This is a genomic window from Streptomyces incanus, assembly GCF_042656345.1.
In the GTDB taxonomy this organism is placed as follows: domain Bacteria; phylum Actinomycetota; class Actinomycetes; order Streptomycetales; family Streptomycetaceae; genus Streptomyces; species Streptomyces incanus.
Genome location: NZ_JBHSPC010000009.1, coordinates 1 through 16,990, shown reverse-complemented (window position 1 = coordinate 16,990; position 16,990 = coordinate 1). Strand labels below are relative to the sequence as shown.

The window sequence follows — 16,990 nt, the reverse complement described above, 5'->3', positions numbered from 1 at the left end:
GACCGTGCGGCGGTACAGCATGGCATCGGCCTCCTCCGCTGTGCGACGGGGCGGCCGCGCCCTTGCCGGCTCGTCCACGCCGTCTTTCCCTCCCCATGACAGCACCGCGCCGCTCCGGCGACCAGTGCCGTTCGGCCTGGCGGGGAGGCCGGCGGTGCCACGGCCAGGAGTGCGGCCGAGTGCGCGGTAGATGCCGGCGACGCTGGGCGCCTGGCTCGTGCGCTTGCCGATGGGGATGATCGGGTTGCCCCCTGACCGCTCACTCGGCGTCATTGAGCCGCGGGCCGCAGCCGCGAATACGCGCCCCCTCACCCTGCGACCTCACCAGTCCCGAGGCCAGCCGGCGGGCATGAAACTCACCGTGCGGGGAGGTCCGCAGCAGGCGGACGCAGACACCCGCCGGATGTGCACCGTCTCACCCACGGCCGACATGTCAGCAGCCGTCGCCCTCGGTGGCTTCCGCTGCCGTGCGCTGCGTTTTCTCCGGACTGTCGGTGTCACGCCCCGGCGCCGGGTTCCGGCACCGGCTTTCCCGGCGGGGTGAAGGCGGCCAGCACCGTGGCGGTGATGTGGGCGGCGGCGCGGTCGGAGGTGAGGCGGCCGGCGCGGATCTCGTCCGCGGCGCTGTGCATGACCGAGTGCAGGACATTGACCAGCCATGCGATCGGCAGGTCCGTGCGGAAGACCCCCTCGGCGCGGCCGCGGGCGACCAGCGTCTCCACCCGGGCGGCGGGGCCGCTGTGCAGCTCACGGATGCGCCCCGCGGGCAGTTCCCGCTGGGCGGCGACGAGCAAGGCCCGCGCCTCGTCCACCAGATGCCAGCCGACCTCGACGTAACGCGCCAGCGCGACGAGCGGATCCCCGGACAGATCGACCGCGTCCAACGCCTCGTTGCCTCGGTCGATGGCACGGCTCATCGCCGCATCGACGACCTCCGCCCGGGAGGCGAAGTGCGCGTACAGCGTCACCCGGCCCACGCCCGCGGCGCGGGCGATCTCGCTGAGGCTCGCCTCCGGGTTCCGCCCCAGGCACTCGGCTGCGGCCTGCACGATCGCGTCGATGCTCCGCAGGGCGTCGGCGCGCTTGGCGGTGCTTCTGCTGCCCATGCCCCACACCTTATCCGAAGAAGTCGAACAAGGCCGTTTGGCTTACACCATGGATTGGCCTAACCTGAACACGACTGTATGACTTAACGCTGAGGGGTGAGCGTCATGAGCGACACGGAAACCACCAGCCCACACACACCGGGAGCACCCCATCCGCGGCGCTGGCCGATCCTGGGCCTGCTGGGACTGGCCCAGCTGATGCTGATCCTCGACATCACCGTGGTCGCCATCGCGCTCCCCCATATGGGCACCGAACTGGACCTGGACCGCGCCGCCCTGACCTGGGTGGTCAGCGGCTACGCCCTCACCTTCGGCAGCCTGATGCTGCTCGGCGGCCGGGCCGCCGACCTGTTCGGCACCAAGCGGGTCGTCCTGGCCGGCCTCACCCTGTTCACCGCCGCCTCCCTCGCCGCCGGTCTCGCCACCGGCGCACCCCTGCTGCTCGCCGCCCGGATCGCCCAGGGGGCGGGCGCCGCGCTGCTCTCACCTGCCGCCCTGTCGGTGGTGGTGCGGCTGTTCGACGGCGACGAACGCAACCGGGCACTGGGCATCTGGTCGGCGCTCGGAGGCGGCGGTGCCGCCCTCGGCGTGCTGCTGGGCGGGCTGATCACGGCCGGGCCGGGCTGGGCCTGGGTCTTCTTCGTCAACGTCCCCGTCGGCCTGATCGTCCTCGTCGCGCTCGCCCGGATACTGCCCCGCCTGCCCCGGGCGGCCTCCGGCTCCCTCGACGTGCCCGGCGCCGCCCTGGTCGCTGCGGCGACCGGCGCCCTCATCTACGCACTGATCCGTGCCGGCGACCACGGCTGGATCAACGCCCTCACCCTCGCCCTGTTCACCTTCGCCGCCGCCGCGTATACCGCCTTCGCCGCCTGGCAGCGCCGGACGGCGGCACCGCTGATGAACCTCGGCCTGCTCGGCCGGCGCCCGGTCGCGGCGGGCATCTTCGTGATCGCGGTGGCCACGGCTCTGATGGTGGGGGTCTTCTTCCTCGGCTCCTTCTACCTCCAGAACCACCAGGGTCACGGCGCCCTGCTGACCGGCGTGCTGTTCCTGCCGGTGGCGCTGCTGACCATGGCCGCCGCCACCGCCGCCGGCCGCGTGATCGGCCGCCTCGGGGCCCGGTCGCTGGCAGCGGTCGCCCTGCTCATCGCGGCCGCCGGATTCCTCGTCCCGGTGCTCTGGCCCGGGACCACCGCCATGGTCGCCGGCGTGAGCGTCGCCGCGGCCGGCCTGGGCGCCCTGTTCGTGGTCGCCTCGGCCACCGCGCTCGGCAGCGTCGCCCCGCACGAGGCCGGCGTGGCCTCCGGAATCGTCAGCACCTTCCACGAGTTCGGCGCATCGGCCGGCGCCGCGGCCGTCTCCAGCGCCGCAGCCGCCGGCATCGCCGGCCACACCGGCACCCAAGCCACCTCCGGCTTCGACGACGCGTTCCTCGTAGCCACCGGCGTGGCCGCGGTCTCCGCCCTCGTCGCCATGTGGCTGATCCCGTCCAGGAACGAGTAGGCCAAGCAGAACGTGACCTCCAGGCCGGGTGCGGGCTCAATGCCGCCATGTCGACGAAGGTCAGGCGCTGGGGGCCGAACAGCACTGCCCTCTGCCCGAACGGCAGCTTGGGAAGGTGGACAGCATCCAGCGTGACGTGGACGCTGCCAGAACCGATGCTGAGCACCCGTGCCCCGGCCCGCTCTGCAGCCGGGCTGGGCGGGAGAGCCGAAGCGGGACGGATCCTGGTCCCGGTCGACGCGAGCCGGGTGATGCTGCGCGCCCGGCGCGGCACCTGTGTGTGAGAACGCCGGTCGGCCCGCCGGGACAGGGTGACGATCAACAGACCGCCGCAGACGATGAAGACGTCCGCGAGGTTGAAGGTGGGCCATCTCTTCTCGGCCTGCGCGGCACCCCGGCCCAGGCCCCGGCCGCAGTGGCTGACGCCCGCTGAGTCATCCCTGGCCCAGCCACCGCATCTGCCCTCGCCGTGCATCCGTCCATCGGAGTGGAGGTCCGCCAGGCGGCGGGGCCCGCGCCAGCCGGTTGGCAGGGACGTTCCGGACTCCTGGCGGATGGCAACGGCAGGAGCGCGCGCAGACCCTGGAGCACGTGACATGGAATGTGTCGACCGCTCGTGCTCCGCGTCGTGGAGCCGGTGGCGCGGACCGCCCTGCGGCTGCCGCCGGAAGGACGTCACCACGACATACGGGCCAAAGGGGAGGGCAGGCCCATGACGATCCGCCTGACGCTTCTGTGCGCGCCCCCGGCAGACAGGGTCTTCGGTGACGCCCTGCTCAGTGGGCGCGCGCTTCAGGGCGCGGGCGCCACCGTGGCATCGCTTCCTGCGCACGCGTCGGCCATGAAATCGCCTTCGTCCGGCTCAGCGCTGACCACCGCAGCCCTCGGAGTGAAGGCCGCAGTGCAGCCCGCACTGCGCGACCTCGACTGCGGCACCTGACGCGGCCGCACCGTGGCCGACATCGCCGCCGCGGACCCGTACGGATATAGTGCCTGGCTCACGGACCCGGATGCCGCGCCACACGGAGGCGAAACCGTAAGGGAACTCTGCCGCCGTGTCGCGCACTGGCTCAGTGCCCTGCCCCCGGACACGGGCCCCGCGCTGGCCATCGCCGAACCAGCCGTGGTGCAGGCCCTGCTCGTCCATGCTTTGTCCGCATCGGTCCGAGCCTTCTGGACACTCCGGGTTGGCTTCGAACGAGTCTGTTGGCCCCGTGGGAACGAGTTCTCTGGCCCCGGTTAGCGATCTTCGGGGCGGGGTGTGAAGGGGTCGATTGGCCCCACCCCGAGATCGTCGGGGTTACGACCTCGCCCGCGATTGTGAGAGTTTCCTCCGCAAGGTGGCGGCAGGCCGCGACGGCTTCCTGAACGTCTTCGTGCCGCACGCCACGACCGGCGTGGCGATCACCGAGACGGGCGCCCAGCGACGACGACCTCCTGGACGCTCTGCACACCCTTTTGCCCGCCGACGACCGCTGGCAGCACCCCACGGCAGCCCCGGCCACGGCCGCGACCACGTCCTCCCGGCCCTCGTCGCGCCCCATGCGACTCTGCCGGTCATCGGCGATCGGCTGGAACTGAGGACATGGCAGTCGGTGTGCCAGGTGGATACGCACCTGCGACGGCGGGGTACCTCCCACCGTCGTGACCTTTTCATCGTGCCCGGCCTGGCCGATGGGCGGAACCAGGAGGGGCTGCCTCAGGCCGGCTTGCGCCACACGGAGATGTGCTTCGCGGAGTCCTGGGTGAACGGCGCCCCGTCCCAGTCCGCGACGCGCCGTTCCAGCTCGAGCCCCGTGATCCGTGCCATCAGGTCGAGCTCCGCCGGCCACGCGTACCGGTGCCGGGAGTTGCCGCGGCGGTAGCGGCCGTCTTCGCCGTCGCGGGTGAGGTGGTGCGAGACCAGGATCTGCTCGACCAGATCGAAGGTGTCGAAGCCCAGATGCCGCTCGGAGACGTCGAACGGCACCGCGACCTGCCCGGGCGGCAGGAACCGCAGCGGCGGCACGCCCAGCTCGATGACGAATCGGCCACCAGGCGTCAGGTGACGTGCGGCGTTGCGGAAGCACTCGACCTGCTCGTCCTGCGTGAGCAGGTTCGTGATCGTGTTGTAGACGAGATAGACCAGGGTGAACTCGCCGGGGACGACGGTCGTGGCCATGTCCCCGACGGCGACCGGGAGCATGTCCTCGTCGATCTTGCGCCGCAGGACCGCTGCCATGTACTTGGACAGTTCGATGCCCACAACGGGCACGCCGCGTTCCCGGAGCGGGACGCCCACTCGTCCGGTTCCAATGGCGAACTCCAGTGCCCGGCCGTCTCCGGCGAGTTCGGTGAGGAAGGCGAGAGCCGGTCCGAGAACAGCGGCCGAGGACATCTCGCTCTCCTCAGCGTCGTAGCGGTCGGCGGTCGCACGGGTCCATAGCTCACTGCTCGTCACGGGCGGCCACTTTGCCGGGCGCGGCGGGGAGCTGTCCATGTATTTACGACCTGCCCCACGCTTGCGGCGCAGTGGCCGTGACGTGATGGCGGCCGCGCGGGTTCTTCGAGTGTGACCAAGAAGCAAGGCCGCGCGGCCTTGTCCCATCCTGCCTTCACCGGGCTGTCCCGCCAACATCTCGGCGAGTTGCTCGAAGAGCTCGCTTCGCGCTGGGAGGCCCGGTGCGAGTCCGGGCGCCGGGAACGACGCGGCTCCGCGCGCCGCCGGCAACGCGGAGCAGGCCCGAAGTACGAACTTCCCTTCGTCGACAGGCTCGTGGTCACCCTCGTACATCTCCGGACCGAGCTGACCTACCAAGCGTTGGGCATCCTGTACGAGGTCGACTCCTCCACGATCGGCCGAGCCGTGACCGAGGTCCGCCCGCTGCTGGCCGCACGCGGCTTCACCGTCCCCGAACGCCCCGGTCTGCGCCTGCGAACCCTGGAGGACGTGTTCGCCTACGCCGAGGCCGAGAGCGTCACCTTGCGCATCGATGGCATGGAGACCCAGGTCCGCCGCCCCAGGGCACACCGCCCCGGACGCCGCGCGTTCGTGTCCGGCAAGAAGAAGCAGAACACCATCAAGACCACCACCATCAGTGACGGGCAGGGCCGCACCCTGTGGAACGGAGCCGAGCGGCCCGGCCGCATGCACGACCAGACCGCGATGCGCACCGAAGGGATCGCCGAGCAGTTCCGCCTCCACCCTGGCGTCAAGGCCGAGGTCGACGACGGCTACCGGGGCCTGGCGAACGAGTTCCCAGACCAGGTCAGCGCCCCACCGAAGAAGGCCAAGGACGACGCACCCGAGGGCGACAAGCGAGCCTGGCGCGAAGCCAAGCACCGCCAGTCCTCCTCCCGCATCCCGGTCGAGCACGCCAACGCCGAGATGCGCCACCGGCGGCCGCTGCAGCGCTTCACCGGCCGCCGCGAAGACTACGCAGAGACCCACCGCGCCATCGCGAGCCTGGTCTCTGACCGTGCCGCCCGACGGGCCACCCGGCCCGTCCACAGCACCGAACTGGCGCTCGCCCGACAGGCCGCCTGCTGATCATCCACCAGCCGAACCGCCGGGCGAGCACGCTCGCGCCTCAATCGTGGGAAAGGTCGTTAGGGCTCGCAGAGAAACAACTTGCGGGTTTCTGGACTTGATGCCGCAGGTCAGCGCGCTGACCACCCACATGTTGTTCTCCGGCAGACCCTTAGTGTTTCCTCGCACTGAGCGGGTCGTCAGGCCGGATCGGCGACTGCTGGTGACGGTTCCACGAGCGTCAGCACGTCGGTCAGCGTGGGCAGGGATGGGCCGGGTGGCTTCGAACGCTATTTCTGACCGGTCACGGACGCGGCGATGAGTTTTCCCGGCCCGGAGAGTCTCACCACCGTTGTCGACAGCACAGGAGGAACACGTGGCTCAGCTACTGAGAGTGCAGAACTTCACCGTCTCGAGTGACGGCATCGGTGCCGGTGAGGACCAGAGCCTCGAGAGGCCGTTCGGCCACGTCGATCCCGGGAGGCTGTTCGCCTGGGCCGGCGCCACGGCGAGCTGGCCCATTCGCACCGACCCCGGGGGGAGCCGGGGCCTCGACGACTACTTCACCCGCGACTTCGCCCACAACATCGGCGCCGAGATCATGGGCCGCAACAAGTTCGGGCCCCAGCGCGGGCCCTGGCAGGATCATGAGTGGCTGGGCTGGTGGGGGGAGGAGCCGCCGTTCCACACCCCGGTGTTCGTCATGACGCACCACAAGCGTCCTTCGTTCTCGCTCTCCGACACCACGTTCCACTTCGTCGACGGCGACCCGGCCACGGTCCTGGAGCAGGCGCGGGAGGCGGCGCAGGGCAAGGACGTCAGACTTGGCGGCGGGGTTACGACCATCCGGCAGTTCCTCGACGCTGACCTCGTCGACACCATGCATGTGGCGGTCTCGCCGGTGAAGCTCGGGTCCGGACTACGACTTTGGGAGTCACCCGATGAGCTGCTCGACCGGTTCCACCTGGAGGTCGTGCCCAGCCCGAGCGGCGTGACGCACCACCTGTTCTGGCGAAAGTAACCGGTCCTCAGGGCTGGCCCCGGCCGACTGTTCTGCCTCCCGGGGCTGCCCTGAGGCGGGCCGTCGAGTCGCGCCCAGAGTCTGTTCCAGGTTCGGATCATTGGTTTCGGGGATTCGCCGCTGCCGGCGGTCTGGGCCTGGTAGTTGTCGAGGGGGGCGCGTGGTGATCTCTCGGAGGCCGAGTGGGAGTTGGTCGAGCCGTTCTTGCCGGTGGGCGAGCGTGGCCCGGTCCCTGACCTGCGGCGGCAGTTCAACGCCGTGATGTGGCGGTTCAGGGCCGGGTGCCCCTGGCGGGACGTTTTGAAGGAGTACGGCTCCCGGTCGACCGTCTACGGCGCGTTCCAGCGCTGGGCAGTGGCCGGGACCTGTCGGGCGCCGACGGAGGGGGTGATCGCCGAGGCGGCGGCCCGCGGGCAGGTCGATCTCGACCTGGTCGGCGTGGACTCCACGGTCGCGCGCACTCATCATCACGCGGCGGGGATGGCCGTCGATCCCGAGTTGCCGGATGAGCCGGAGAAGGCCGTCGCCGAGGAAAAGGGGCTTCACCAAAGGGGCACAGCGCGCCGGTAGCTCCGCCGGGCGGCGGTGGCGAGGAGGCGGTGCGCGAGGAGCGCCGGCGTTTGCGGCGGCGGTGCAGAGCCCGGCTCCGTGCGGCTGCACCGGGCCGTTCCCGGGGCGGACCGACCACCAAGATCCACCTCGCGGCCGGCCGCTGTCGTTCGTCGTCACGCCGGGACAGGCCGCCGACAGCCCCCGTTTCGTCCCGGTCCTGGGGGGCGTCGGGGTGCGTGGCCCGGTCGGCCGCCCGCGCACCCGGCCCGGCGCGGTCGCCGCGGACAAGGCGTACTCCTCCCGCGCGAACCGCGCCTGCCTGCGGCGACGCCGCATCCGCAGTGTCATCCCGGAGAAGGCCGACCAGGCCGCCAACCGCAAGAAGAAGGGTTCTCGCGGCGGCCGTCACGCTCAGTTCACTCGGGGACTGCGGCGCTCGACCAGGACGACGTCGCGCCATGTGCCGTGGTGGCGGCCGATCCGTTCGCGGGTGCCGATGACGCGGAACCCGGCCCGCTGGTGCAGGGCGAGGCTGGCGGTGTTCTCCGGGAAGATGCCGGACTGCACCGTCCAGATGCCCGCGGCGTCGGTGGAGGCGAGCAGGGCGGTCAGCAGGGCCAGGCCGACGCCGCGGCCTCGGGCGTCGGGGTGGACGTAGAGGGAGTGCTCGACGACGCCGGCGTACGCGCACCGGCCGGAGACCGGCACCACGGCGGCCCAGCCCAGGACCCGGCCGCCGTCGAGGGCGACCAGGCGGTGGTCCGGGAGCTTGGCGCTGTCGAACGCTTCCCAGGTCGGGGCGATGGTCTCGAAGGTGGCGTTGCCCTCGTCGATGCCGAGCTGGTAGATCGCCAGGGCCTGCTCGGCGTGCTCCGGCCGCAGGGGCGCGATGCGCACGCCGGTCTCGGTGGCCTTCACGCCGCCTCGATGCCGAGTTCAGCGAGCAGGCCGCGGATGCGGCGTTCGATCTCGTCTCGGATCGGCCGGGCCGCGGCGACGCCCTGCCCGGCAGGGTCGTCGAGCTGCCAGTCCAAGTACCGCTTGCCGGGGAAGTAGGGGCAGGCGTCGCCACAGCCCATGGTGATCACGACGTCCGAGGACTGCACCGCCTCGGTGGTGAGGACCTTCGGGGTCTCGGCCGAGATGTCGATGCCGGACTCCCGCATGGCCTCGACCACGGCCGGGTTCACCGTGTCGGCGGGGGCGGACCCGGCCGAGCGGACCTGGACCCGGTCTGCTCCGAGGTGGGTGAGAAAGGCGGCGGCCATCTGGGACCGGCCGGCGTTGTGCACGCAGACGAACAGCACGGAGGGAACGGCGGAGGTGCTCATCAGGCCAGGGCGCTTTCTTCGGTGGAACGGGCGGCGGGCTGCTGCCTGCCGTGGGGGACGACGACCTCGTCCTCACCTGTGGTGGCCGGGCGGTCGAAGCAGAGCGCGACCAGGCCGAGACCGGCGGCGGCGCCGATCAGCTGGGCGGCGAGGAACGGCAGCACGGAGGTGGGGGCGATGCCTGCGAAGGTGTCGGTGAACGCCCGGCCGATCGTGACGGCCGGGTTGGCGAAGGACGTGGAAGAGGTGAACCAGTACGCCGCCCCGATGTAGGAGGCGACCAGCAGCGGCGCCAGCTGGGCGCGGCCGGCGCGGGCCAGGCCGAAGATGAGCCAGACCAGCCCGGCGGTCGCCACGACCTCCGCCAGCCACAGGTGTCCGGCCCACCGGTCGTGGGTGGAGAAGTGCACCAGCGGCTTGCCGAACATGGCGTCTGCCAGCACCGCGCCCGCGATCGCCCCGGCGACCTGGGCGGGCACGTACGCGGCGATGTCGCGCAGGGTGGGTGCCTCGCCGGTGCGGCGGCCGGTGAACCAGGCGGCGAGGGTGACCGCCGGGTTGAAGTGCGCCCCCGACACCGGGCCGAGCAGGGCGATCAGCACCCCAAGGCCGAAGACGGTAGCGAGGGAGTTGGCCAGCAGCTGCACTCCGACGTCGCGGGTCAGTTCGGTGGCCTGGATCCCGGAGCCCACCACCACCGCGACCAGCGCGGCGGTCCCCAGCCCCTCGACCGTCGCCCGCCGCAGCAGCAGCGGCGCGGGCGCGCTCACGCGGGGGCCTTCGCGGATACGGCGGGGATCTGGAGCAAGGCGGACAGCTTCGCCAGGGCCTCGGGCAGCACCCAGTAGTACACCCAGGTCCCGCGCCGCTCGGAGCCGACCAGCCCAGCTTCCCGGAGCACCTTCAGGTGATGGGAGATCGTCGGCTGGGAGACGTCGAACGGGCCGGTGAGGTCGCACACGCACGCCTCGCCGCCCTCGTGGGAGGCGATCAGCGACAGCAGCCGCAGCCGGATCGGGTCCGACAGCGCCTTGAACATCCGCGACAGCTCGGCCGCGGCCTCCTCGCCCAGCGGCTCGCGGACCATCGGCGCGCAGCACGCCACGTCGTCCTGCTCGAGCACCGGCAGACCAGCTTGTTTCGACATCCCTCAATATTGACAGCCGTCGATCCCGGTGGCAAGGTCGGCTGTATCGGCAGACGCCGAAACAAGTCGCTCGACGGGAGACCGCCATGTCCCGTGTCCAGCTCGCCCTGCGCGTCGCCGACAAGGAACACAAAGCGCAGCGAGGTTAAACGCCAAGCTAAGCCCGCCTCGGGCGGATGAGGGCCCGGAGCGCGAACCATTGCGCTGCAATGCGCTTGCTCACGCTTCCATTTGGGCGAGTGCGCTCCAGCCGTGTTCCAGGAGATCGAAGGCCCGGGTGACGGCCTGACGGGGATTGTCGTGGGCGTGGGCCGCGCGGGGGGCTTCGAGGGCGAAGTGCGCCAGGGCGGTGCAGACGGGGTCGCCTGCGGCAAGGCCGCTCTCCTCGGCAATGGCCTGGGCGAGTGCGGTGGTGTGGCGCAGCCACATGTTCTGGGCGTAGTCGCGCAGCGCGGGGGTGCCGGCCACCAGGTCGGTGAAGGCGGTGAAGCGGGCGTCGCCGTCGGCGGAGGCCAGCCGGGTGGTCAGGGCGTGTTCGCGCAGTGCGGCGGGGATGGACTGGTCCTTGGGCCGCTCGCGGACGGCGGCGAGCAGGCGGGTCTCCTGGTCGGCGTCCTCGTCGAAGACGAGGGCTTCCTTGACCGGGAAGTGCTTGAACAGCGTGGTGGTGGACACGTCGGCGGCGTCCGCGATCTCGCGGATGCCGACCGCGTCGTATCCGCGCTCCAGGAACAGGCGCAGTGCGGCATCGGCGATGGCCTGGCGGGTGGCGGCCTTCTTGCGCTCGCGGCGCCCCATCGGCGCAGGAGAGGAATCTTCTTCCGGCCCCGCCGCCACCTGATGAGCGCGCACGGTCACCGGCGCCGACCGGCCCACCACGGCCTGAACACAGGACCGGACCGCAAGCCCACCACGCCCCCGGCACACCGTCAGACACCGATCCACCCGACAACGTGACAGCGCCCTGTACGGGTCTTCTCCAGTGACCTGCGAAAGAATCGCCTGGCCGCAGCGGTGTCCCGCCGGTTCTGTACGGCGTCCTACGAGGCGGGGCACGGGCTGGGACAGCTGGCGCAGAAGGCCCCGCTGGGGGCGGGCCGCGCCCGGGTCCGTCAGGAGCGCTCGAGCCGCCGGGCGAGGTAGGGCGCGGTGGCGCTGGCCGAGTCCTTGGCGACCTCGGCCGGGGTGCCGGTGGCGACCACGCGGCCGCCCGCGTCACCGCCGCCGGGGCCTAGGTCGATGATCCAGTCGGCGGAGGCAATGGTGTCGAGGTCGTGCTCGACCAGGACGACGGTGTTGCCAGCGTCGACGAGCCGGTGCAGATGTCGCAGCAAGAGCGTGATGTCGGCGGGGTGCAGCCCCGCCGTGGGCTCGTCGAGCAGGTAGAGGGCGTGGCCACGGCGGGCTCGCTGCAGCTCGGTGGCGAGCTTGATGCGCTGGGCCTCGCCACCGCTGAGCTCGGTCGCCGGCTGGCCCAGCCGCAGGTACCCCAGTCCGACGTCCCGGAGTGTTTCGAGGCTGCGCGAGGCGGCCATGACGTCGGCGAGGAACGTCGCGGCGTCGTCGACCGACATCGCCAGCACCTCGGCGATGTTCTTGCCGCGGTAGGTCACCTCGAGCGTCTCGGCGTTGTAGCGCGCGCCGTGGCAGGTCGGGCAGGGCGCGTAGGTGCCGGGAAGGAACAGCAGCTCAACCGCGACGAACCCTTCTCCCTGGCAGGTCTCGCACCGGCCCTCCGGGACGTTGAAGGAGAACCTGCCGGCGGTGTAGCCGCGCACCTGGGCCTCGTTGGTCGACGCGTAGAGCTTGCGCACCGCGTCGAACATGCCGGTGTACGTCGCGAGGTTGGACCGGGGGGTGCGGCCGATGGGCCGCTGGTCGACCAGGACGAGACGGTCGAAGGACTCGAGCCCGGCCGCATCGCGCAGGTCGATCTGGAGGTTCGCGTCGTCCTGGTCCTCGGGCTTCTGGCCGAGATGGCGGCCCACGACCTCGGCGAGCACCTGCGTGACCAGGGTCGACTTGCCGGAGCCGGAGACCCCGGTCACCACCGTCAGCACCCGGAGCGGCACGTCGACGGACACCTCGCGCAGGTTGTGGCGGGAGACGCCGGTCAGGTGCAGCCAGCCCTGCGGGGACCGGGTGCGGTGCTCGAAGGGCTGGGCTCGCCCGAAGAGGTACCGGCTGGTGGCCGACTCCTCCACGTCCTCGAGACCGGCGACCGGGCCGCTGTAGAGCACCCGCCCGCCACCCGCGCCCGCAGCGGGGCCGATGTCGACCACCCAGTCGGCCCGGCGCACGACATCGAGATCGTGCTCGACGACGAAGAGCGAGTTGCCCGACGCCCTGAGCTGGTCGAGCACGTCCAGCAGCGGCTCCGCATCTGCTGGGTGCAGGCCCGCGGAGGGCTCGTCGAGCACATAGACAACGCCGAACAGCCCCGAGCGCAGCTGGGTGGCGATCCGCAGGCGTTGAGCCTCGCCCGGCGACAGGGTCGTCGAGCACCGCCCGAGACTGAGGTAACCCAGACCGAGGTCGAGCAGCACGTCGATCCGCGCGACCAGGTCGGCGCAGATTCGCACCGCGACCTCGGTCGACTCCCCTGACTGGGCGGTGGGCGTGGCAGCGGCCGCCTCGGGCAGGTCCGTCACGGGCCGCAGCAAGTTCACGACCTCGGCCAGCGGCATGGCGTTGACCTCGGCGATCGAGCGGCCGGCGAAGGTCACCGCGAGCGCCTCCGGCCGGATGCGGCTGCCGTGGCACTCGGGGCAGGGAACGCTTCGGATGAACCGCATCGCCCGGTCACGCATCCGCTGGCTCTTGGAGTCGGCGAGCACGTGCATGATGTGCTTGCGGGCGCTCCAGAACTTCCCGTAGTAGCCGTGGTCGATGCGGCCGGGCTCGGGTGCGATCAGGACGGACGGCTGCTCGTCGGTGTAGAGCAGCCAGTCCCGGTCCTTCTTGCCGAGCTCGCGCCAGGGCTTGTCGACGTCGATGCCCAGGCCGATCACGATGCTGCGCAGGTTGGCGCCCTGCCAGGCGCCCGGCCACGCCGCGATCGCGCCGTCGCGGATGCTCAGCGACGGGTCCGGCACCAGCAGGTCCTCGGTGACGTCGTGGACCACACCCAATCCCTGGCACCGGGGGCAGGCACCCGCCACGGTGTTGGGCGAGAACGCCTCGGCGTCCAGGCGCGGGGCTCCCCGGGGGTAGGTGCCTGCGCGCGAGTAGAGCATCCGCAGGAGGTTGGACAGCGTGGTGAGGGTACCCACCGTCGACCGTGAGCTCGGGGCCCCGCGGCGCTGCTGGAGGGCCACGGCCGGCGGCAGCCCGGTGATCTCGCGCACGTGCGGTGCGCCCACCTGCTGAAGCAGCCGGCGGGCGTAGGGCGCGACCGACTCGAAGTACCGGCGCTGCGCCTCGGCGTAGAGCGTGCCGAACGCGAGCGAGGACTTCCCGGAACCGGAGACGCCGGTGAAGGCGACCATCGCCTCCCGGGGGACGTCGACATCGACGTTGCGCAGGTTGTGCTCGCCGGCACCCCGAACGCGCACGAAGTCGTCGGTTGAATCGTCAGACATCTCAGCAGGCCAATCAACTGTCGGCGGGCACGGAAGACTGCGCGGAGGCGGCCAAGCAGTTGCCCGGTGCGGAGGTGAGAACCGCCACTAACGGTCACGGTATCCGCCCGACACGACCTCCGTTGCCTCGCCGCCTGCGGTGGTTCCGGATCCTTCCTCGGGCGCGAATAGCGGTGCTGCAGCGCCCGATCGCCCTGGGGCGGACTGCGTGGAGTTGCTCGGCCGACTCTGTGATCGCAGCCCTGAGTACCCCTGGGGTCACCGGATGCGGCCGCCCAAAACCGTTGACGTGGTGGAGGCGTGAGTGAGAACCCAACCTGGAACCTCCCCCAGGTGCCCTATGCCCCGGACGCCGGCCCCGAGTCCATGACCTCCCACGAGGTCGTCCACCAGCCCTCGCAGGCCGAGGGCGAGGACGAGGAGCCCGGCGAGAGCCAGTCCTGAGGAGCCTGAACCACAGCGCCGGCGCCCGCGGGCCTCCGCACTGCCGGCGGCCCCACCCCGAAGGGAGAATATTTTGCGTCCACTGACCCGGCAGGGCAAGGAGGACGTCCGCGTCGAGGACGTCCCGGACCCGGAGATCACCGAGCCGACCGACGCCATCATCAAGGTCACCTCGACCGCCATCTGCGGCTCCGATCTGCACCTCTACAGCCCGCTGGGGCGTTCATCGATCCCGGCTACGGGCGTTGTCAAGTTGAGGGAGCGTCGGGCGGCGTGACCTGTAGCGGGGCGTGGCTGGGCGGGATGTGACACTGGGGAAGCCTTTGAGGTGGCAGGCCACCGGGTTCGTGTGGGTGATGACCAAGGGGGCGTAGAGGTTGCCCGCGCCCGGCGAGATCCTGCCGAGGAAGAGGGCGAGGTGGTCACGGGTGCACCGGGGAGTGCCACCGGGTGGGGCGGGGGACACCAAGGGCACGTTGCGGGCGGAGGAAGTCGCCGTGGTCGCATGCCGGTGGACGTGTCCCGCGGGAAGGACGCCGAGGTGGTGGCGCCGTCACCGCTGCAGGCCGTCAGGACGGCGAGTGTGACGAGGGCGACGATGCCGAGCGGACCTTGGCGTAACCGGAGGATGCGTCGGAGTGAACCGGACCACTGCTTGAGAAGTCCTTCCCCGGGACCGTGCCGGATGCAGGGACGAGCACCGCGTTCCCTGCCGCAGGGACGCCACCCGTCCGAGCCTCCGGCTGGGCGGACATCTCGTCGGCTGTGGCGGTGACCGCTGCGGCAGTGATCCGGGCCCTGTGGCCACCGTGCGTCCGGGCGACCTCCGCCGGCACCCGCACGGGGCACGGGCTCATCCCGGATCGAGCACGCCGACACGCGTGGTGCCGTGCCCGTCCTGAAGCTGCCGCCGTCTCCCGTACCGCCGAACAGCCGACCGCCCGAACATCGAGCAGCACGCACACACCTCGGCAGGCCCGCGGGCTCGGAGGCGGCCGGAAAAATACGACACCCCGCGACCCCCCGTGCCCGCTCACACGACTGCCGTGTATGCCTCGCAGCACCAACGGGTACCCGGTCGGCCTGGATCCCGTACCAGTGGAACACCTCATTCGAGGAGATGACCCGGATGCTCATCCTCGGACTGCTCCTCCTCGCGGCCGCGGGAGCCTTTACCGGCCTGGTGATCGCAGACAACCTCTCCGGCGGCCCCGAGTACACCGTGTCCATCCTCGGCCAGAACATCGCCACCATGAACGCGCTGGCCCTCTTCTGCTCCGGCCTGGCCCTCGCGCTCCTCTTCTGCGTGGGCCTGACCGCGGTGGCAAGCACAGCGGTCCATCGCCGCCGCGAGCGCCCCCACACGTACGCGACTCACCCTGGTGACTCCGGCCGGTGAGACGGGCTCGGTACCCGGCTCGAGGACACCTTGCGGGCCGGGCGGCACACCGGTGCCCAGGACCCGAGCCGGGGCGGGAGCAAGTTCGTCGAGTACACGAGTACAACGGGGAGGGGAGAAGACGCGGTGGCGGGCACGGTCTTCCAGCGTGATCACGGGACGTAGACACTCACATGGTCATCGGGCCCGTGCCCGTTCCGCATGCCCACAACCGCACGCCGGGCGACTCACCCCCGAGCGACTTCGCGCCGAGGCCCCCGCTGTGCGGGACGAAGACCTGGAGAGGAGGCCCTGGCGCAAAGTCACCGTGGTTCCGTTCGACGTGCTCGGCGGCGCGGGTCGAAGAGCATGGGGGCATTGGGCTGCGGCAGCGGCCTGGCGGAGCGGCGCGGGTGTGACCCGCGCCGCTGGGCGGGCCGACGGCGAGCGGGCCGCAGGATGACGCACGTGGTCCCGCTGACGTGAGTCCCCCACGGGACGGGGGGTGAATTTCTCGTGTCCGGGGGACTCGGGGCGTAGTTGTTTACGGGCCGGGCGTAGTGCACGGCTCCGCCGTATCGTGCTGCTCCTGACGCTGACGGTGGGCGAAATGAAAGTCGAACTGATCCAACCGGCTGCCAACGTGCTGTTCGATGTCCCGGACGACACGCATGAGGAGATCATCACGCTCATCACCGCTGTGGCCAAGGATCCGGAGGTGCAGGTCCCGGAGCCGGCCGCAGCGTTTGGTGAATGGTGCTGGCTTGTGTACACCGTCCGTGGTGACGTGATCGAAGTGCTGGACGTCGGATGCGCTCGGTGACGTCGGTGGCACGTGGGGCCTGTGTCGCGGCGGTGCCGCTGTCGTGTCCGGATGCCTGGGTCCCGGCCGGCGAAGAGGGACTGTCCGTCACGGTGTCTCCGGGGCGCTGGGTCGCACGGCCAAGGCACACCGGTCACGTCTCTTTACGACTGTCGGACGATGGGCCTCCGGTGTAATCCCCCCGTGGCGGCGACGAACCTGCGGTGCCGGGCGAGCAGGGTGGCGGGGGTGACCGGGAAGACCTCCCGCCGGTTTCGCCGGGTATCAGCGCGGGCAGGACGGCGCACCGGAACCGGTCGGCCGGCTCGGAGCGGACCAGGCCGGCCGGCTGCCGGCGCAGGACGGCGTTCTCGTGCCGCGGCACGAGCAGCTCCGCATCCTTGGCGGTGTCACGGCGCAGCAGCACCGACGGGACGGACAGCAGCCTCCGGGCCACCCTGTACAGCAGGGACACGGTCACGCGGGCATGCTCCCAGCGGCCGAACCACACCATTCCCCCCTGCGCCGACGACTTTTCAAGCGGCACAGGTTCCCTCCACGACCTGCGCGGCCACCACCTCAACGACCGGACCCGCTCCCTGGAAATCGACCGCACC

Annotated in this window: 18 protein-coding genes and 5 pseudogenes; 15 read left to right on the top strand and 8 right to left on the bottom strand. The window is 71.1% G+C overall.

All coding sequences use genetic code 11. The features are described from left to right. Window positions 1–497: 497 nt before the first annotated feature. Window positions 498–1,106, bottom strand: coding sequence for a TetR/AcrR family transcriptional regulator (locus ACFP2V_RS02580; protein ID WP_381204730.1), 609 nt, complete (start codon window positions 1,104–1,106; stop codon window positions 498–500). Window positions 1,107–1,211: 105 nt separating this feature from the next. Here ACFP2V_RS02580 and ACFP2V_RS02575 point away from each other — a divergent pair, with 105 nt between their 5' ends. The 5 genes and pseudogenes from ACFP2V_RS02575 to ACFP2V_RS02555 form a co-directional block, all read left to right on the top strand. After that, window positions 1,212–2,609 (top strand): MFS transporter, encoded by a 1,398-nt coding sequence (locus tag ACFP2V_RS02575; protein WP_381204727.1) that lies wholly within the window; start codon window positions 1,212–1,214, stop codon window positions 2,607–2,609. A 155-nt stretch (window positions 2,610–2,764) separates the two neighbouring features. After that, the gene (locus tag ACFP2V_RS02570) at window positions 2,765–2,893 is read left to right on the top strand and encodes a hypothetical protein (RefSeq protein ID WP_381204725.1); all 129 of its coding nucleotides are present in this window, start codon (window positions 2,765–2,767) and stop codon (window positions 2,891–2,893) included. A gap of 428 nt (window positions 2,894–3,321) precedes the next feature. After that, a complete protein-coding gene (locus ACFP2V_RS02565) occupies window positions 3,322–3,549 on the top strand; it encodes a hypothetical protein (protein WP_381204723.1) in 228 nt (75 codons plus the stop codon). A gap of 12 nt (window positions 3,550–3,561) precedes the next feature. Next, a complete protein-coding gene (locus ACFP2V_RS02560) occupies window positions 3,562–3,852 on the top strand; it encodes a histidine phosphatase family protein (protein WP_381204721.1) in 291 nt (96 codons plus the stop codon). A 31-nt stretch (window positions 3,853–3,883) separates the two neighbouring features. Further along, window positions 3,884–4,240, top strand: a pseudogene (locus ACFP2V_RS02555) (YjbQ family protein); the annotation flags it as partial. A gap of 68 nt (window positions 4,241–4,308) precedes the next feature. On the opposite strand, the gene ACFP2V_RS02550 reads toward ACFP2V_RS02555, so the two are convergent. After that, window positions 4,309–5,049: a class I SAM-dependent DNA methyltransferase gene (locus ACFP2V_RS02550; RefSeq protein ID WP_381204719.1), complete on the bottom strand. Its 741-nt coding sequence runs from the start codon at window positions 5,047–5,049 to the stop codon at window positions 4,309–4,311. 111 nt (window positions 5,050–5,160) lie between these two features. Here ACFP2V_RS02550 and ACFP2V_RS02545 point away from each other — a divergent pair, with 111 nt between their 5' ends. From ACFP2V_RS02545 to ACFP2V_RS02525, 5 genes and pseudogenes are all read left to right on the top strand, one after another. Next, window positions 5,161–6,138, top strand: coding sequence for a transposase family protein (locus ACFP2V_RS02545; protein ID WP_381204717.1), 978 nt, complete (start codon window positions 5,161–5,163; stop codon window positions 6,136–6,138). A 355-nt stretch (window positions 6,139–6,493) separates the two neighbouring features. Next, a complete protein-coding gene (locus tag ACFP2V_RS02540; RefSeq protein WP_381204715.1) occupies window positions 6,494–7,138 on the top strand; it encodes a dihydrofolate reductase family protein in 645 nt (214 codons plus the stop codon). A gap of 144 nt (window positions 7,139–7,282) precedes the next feature. Then, window positions 7,283–7,495: pseudogene (locus ACFP2V_RS02535) on the top strand (transposase); the annotation flags it as partial. Window positions 7,496–7,525: 30 nt separating this feature from the next. Beyond that, a complete protein-coding gene (locus ACFP2V_RS02530) occupies window positions 7,526–7,708 on the top strand; it encodes a hypothetical protein (RefSeq protein WP_381204732.1) in 183 nt (60 codons plus the stop codon). Beyond that, window positions 7,644–8,090: pseudogene (locus ACFP2V_RS02525) on the top strand (transposase); the annotation flags it as partial. The gene ACFP2V_RS02530 and the pseudogene ACFP2V_RS02525, both read left to right, overlap by 65 nt. A gap of 11 nt (window positions 8,091–8,101) precedes the next feature. Here ACFP2V_RS02525 and ACFP2V_RS02520 read toward each other — a convergent pair. From ACFP2V_RS02520 to uvrA, 6 genes are all read right to left on the bottom strand, one after another. Next, window positions 8,102–8,608, bottom strand: a complete 507-nt coding sequence (locus tag ACFP2V_RS02520) for a GNAT family N-acetyltransferase (protein ID WP_381204713.1) — start codon at window positions 8,606–8,608, stop codon at window positions 8,102–8,104. Continuing rightward, window positions 8,605–9,021, bottom strand: a complete 417-nt coding sequence (locus ACFP2V_RS02515; RefSeq protein ID WP_381204711.1) for an arsenate reductase ArsC — start codon at window positions 9,019–9,021, stop codon at window positions 8,605–8,607. Before ACFP2V_RS02515 ends, ACFP2V_RS02520 begins: the two co-directional genes overlap by 4 nt. After that, window positions 9,021–9,791 carry an aquaporin gene (locus ACFP2V_RS02510; RefSeq protein ID WP_381204709.1) on the bottom strand — a complete coding sequence of 257 codons (771 nt, stop codon included), beginning with the start codon at window positions 9,789–9,791 and terminating at the stop codon, window positions 9,021–9,023. The genes ACFP2V_RS02515 and ACFP2V_RS02510 overlap by 1 nt, the downstream gene beginning before the upstream one ends. Further along, on the bottom strand, window positions 9,788–10,168 hold the full coding sequence (locus tag ACFP2V_RS02505) for an ArsR/SmtB family transcription factor (protein ID WP_381204707.1): 381 nt from the start codon (window positions 10,166–10,168) through the stop codon (window positions 9,788–9,790). The genes ACFP2V_RS02510 and ACFP2V_RS02505 overlap by 4 nt, the downstream gene beginning before the upstream one ends. 219 nt (window positions 10,169–10,387) lie before the next feature. Then, window positions 10,388–10,966, bottom strand: coding sequence for a TetR/AcrR family transcriptional regulator (locus ACFP2V_RS02500; protein WP_381204705.1), 579 nt, complete (start codon window positions 10,964–10,966; stop codon window positions 10,388–10,390). A gap of 314 nt (window positions 10,967–11,280) precedes the next feature. Beyond that, window positions 11,281–13,749 (bottom strand): excinuclease ABC subunit UvrA, encoded by a 2,469-nt coding sequence (gene uvrA, locus ACFP2V_RS02495; protein ID WP_381204702.1) that lies wholly within the window; start codon window positions 13,747–13,749, stop codon window positions 11,281–11,283. A gap of 300 nt (window positions 13,750–14,049) precedes the next feature. On the opposite strand from uvrA, the gene ACFP2V_RS02490 reads away from it, so the two are divergent. The 5 genes and pseudogenes from ACFP2V_RS02490 to ACFP2V_RS02470 all read left to right on the top strand — a co-directional run. Beyond that, the gene (locus ACFP2V_RS02490; protein ID WP_381204700.1) at window positions 14,050–14,193 is read left to right on the top strand and encodes a hypothetical protein; all 144 of its coding nucleotides are present in this window, start codon (window positions 14,050–14,052) and stop codon (window positions 14,191–14,193) included. Between the two features lie 73 nt (window positions 14,194–14,266). Beyond that, window positions 14,267–14,413, top strand: a pseudogene (locus ACFP2V_RS02485) (glutathione-dependent formaldehyde dehydrogenase); the annotation flags it as partial. A gap of 900 nt (window positions 14,414–15,313) precedes the next feature. Continuing rightward, window positions 15,314–15,592 carry a hypothetical protein gene (locus ACFP2V_RS02480; protein WP_381204698.1) on the top strand — a complete coding sequence of 93 codons (279 nt, stop codon included), beginning with the start codon at window positions 15,314–15,316 and terminating at the stop codon, window positions 15,590–15,592. Between the two features lie 559 nt (window positions 15,593–16,151). Continuing rightward, entirely contained in the window at window positions 16,152–16,394 is a 243-nt protein-coding gene (locus ACFP2V_RS02475) for a hypothetical protein (RefSeq protein ID WP_381204695.1), read from the top strand. 386 nt (window positions 16,395–16,780) lie between these two features. Further along, a pseudogene (locus ACFP2V_RS02470) lies at window positions 16,781–16,990 on the top strand (hypothetical protein); the annotation flags it as partial.